The 1518-nt window shown below is 60.4% G+C and carries 2 protein-coding genes; both read left to right on the top strand.

Translation table 11 applies throughout. The annotated features are described in order from the left end of the window. Positions 1 to 489, top strand: a 489-nt coding sequence (yidC, locus tag ACNQP3_RS29295) for a membrane protein insertase YidC (RefSeq protein WP_416470710.1), incomplete at its 5' end; no start/stop codon positions are given. Between the two features lie 88 nt (positions 490 to 577). Next, the coding region (mnmE, locus tag ACNQP3_RS29290; RefSeq protein WP_416470709.1) for a tRNA uridine-5-carboxymethylaminomethyl(34) synthesis GTPase MnmE at positions 578 to 1518 on the top strand (941 nt) is incomplete at its 3' end.

Here is a 1518-nt window from a genome sequence, read left to right as displayed (position 1 = left end):
CGTATGCGTGCCGTTGCACCTAAGCTCGCCGCCCTGAAGGAACGCTTCGGTGACGATCGCCAGAAGATGTCCCAGGCGATGATGGAGCTGTACAAGAAAGAGAAGATCAACCCGCTGGGCGGCTGCCTGCCGATCCTGGTACAGATGCCGGTCTTCCTGGCCTTGTACTGGGTACTGCTGGAAAGCGTGGAAATGCGCCAGGCTCCGTGGATGCTGTGGATTACCGACCTGTCGATCAAGGATCCGTTCTTCATCCTGCCGATCATCATGGGCGCCACCATGTTCATCCAGCAGCGCCTTAACCCGACGCCGCCGGATCCGATGCAGGCCAAGGTGATGAAAATGATGCCGATCATCTTCACCTTCTTCTTCCTGTGGTTCCCGGCCGGTCTGGTGCTGTACTGGGTTGTGAACAACTGCCTGTCGATTTCGCAGCAGTGGTACATCACTCGCCGTATCGAAGCAGCTACCAAAAAAGCTGCTGCTTGACGGGCTAGTACGCTAGCCTGTGAATAAAAAACGCCCCCTAGTGGGGCGTTTTTGCTATCTGTCGTATTTGTCGTAGAGGCTTTCGAGCATGAACACTGTGCGTGAAACCATCGCCGCCATCGCCACCGCCCAAGGCCGCGGTGGTGTAGGTATTGTCAGGCTGTCCGGCCCCTTGGCTGGCAAGGCAGGCCAGTTGATCACCGGTCGCACGCTGACCCCGCGGCATGCCCATTACGGCCCGTTCCGCGACGATGACGGGCTTGTGCTGGACGAAGGGATAGCGCTGTTCTTCCCTGGGCCGAATTCGTTCACGGGTGAGGACGTGCTCGAACTGCAGGGCCATGGCGGCCCAGTGGTCCTCGACATGCTGCTGCAGCGCTGTGTACAAGTGGGGTGCCGGCTCGCCCGGCCGGGTGAATTCAGCGAGCGCGCGTTCCTCAACGACAAGCTCGACCTGGCTCAGGCAGAAGCCATCGCCGATCTGATCGAGGCCAGTTCCAGCCAGGCGGCGCGCAATGCCCTGCGCTCGCTGCAGGGGGAATTCTCCAAGCGTGTGCACAGCCTGACCGAGGCCTTGATTGCCCTGCGCATCTACGTCGAGGCGGCGATCGACTTCCCTGAGGAGGAAATCGACTTTCTCGCCGATGGCCACGTACTGTCGATGCTCGATGCTGTGCGCGGCGAGTTATCCACCGTGCAGCGTGAGGCCGGGCAGGGGGCATTGCTGCGTGACGGTATGACTGTGGTTATCGCCGGCCGGCCCAATGCTGGAAAATCAAGCTTGCTGAACCAGCTGGCCGGTCGGGAAGCAGCCATCGTCACCGATATCGCCGGCACCACACGGGACATCCTGCGTGAACATATCCACATCGACGGTATGCCGCTGCATGTGGTCGATACCGCCGGTTTGCGTGATACCGATGACCATGTGGAGAAAATCGGTGTGGAACGCGCCCTGAAGGCCATTGGCGAGGCTGATCGTGTGCTGCTGGTGGTCGACTCCACCGCGCCCGAAGCAAGCGACCCATT

Origin of the sequence: Pseudomonas sp. LFS074 (assembly GCF_047978165.1) — a bacterium.
Lineage (GTDB): Bacteria > Pseudomonadota > Gammaproteobacteria > Pseudomonadales > Pseudomonadaceae > Aquipseudomonas > Aquipseudomonas putida_P.
This window is presented reverse-complemented; position numbering and strand designations above follow the sequence as displayed.